Consider the following 523-nt stretch of genomic DNA (forward strand, 5'->3'; position numbering starts at 1 on the left):
TTCATGCCAAAGTGCCACTGATTGCCTTTCTTGGTCTGATGCATCTCCGGATCGCGTTGCTGCTCTTTGTTCTTGGTAGAGCTGGGTGCCTCAATGATGGTGGCATCCACCAAAGTGCCTTGGGTCATCATGACGCCTGCTTCGGCCAGCCAGCGATTGATGGTCTTGAACAATTGACGGGCCAGTTGATGCTGCTCGAGCAGGTGGCGGAAATTCATGATGGTGGTGCGATCCGGCAGGGCGCTATCCAGGGATAATCGGGCAAACAGGCGCATGGAGGCGATTTCGTACAGGGCATCTTCCATGGCACCGTCGCTCAGGTTGTACCAATGCTGCATGCAGTGAATACGCAGCATGGTCTCCAGCGGATAGGGCCGTCGGCCATTGCCCGCCTTGGGATAAAACGGCTCGATGACAGCGGTCATATTCTGCCATGGCAGAATCTGCTCCATGCGGGAGAGGAAAATCTCTTTTCGGGTCTGACGGCGCTTAGTGCTGAATTCACTATCGGCGAAGGTGAGTT

Annotated in this window: 1 pseudogene; it reads right to left on the reverse strand. The window is 55.1% G+C overall.

The features are described from left to right. A pseudogene (locus QMN38_RS27245) lies at positions 1-523 on the reverse strand (IS5-like element ISKpn26 family transposase); the annotation flags it as partial.

The sequence above is a fragment of the Citrobacter sp. R-1.5.2 genome, assembly GCF_035064245.1.
GTDB lineage: Bacteria > Pseudomonadota > Gammaproteobacteria > Enterobacterales > Enterobacteriaceae > Citrobacter.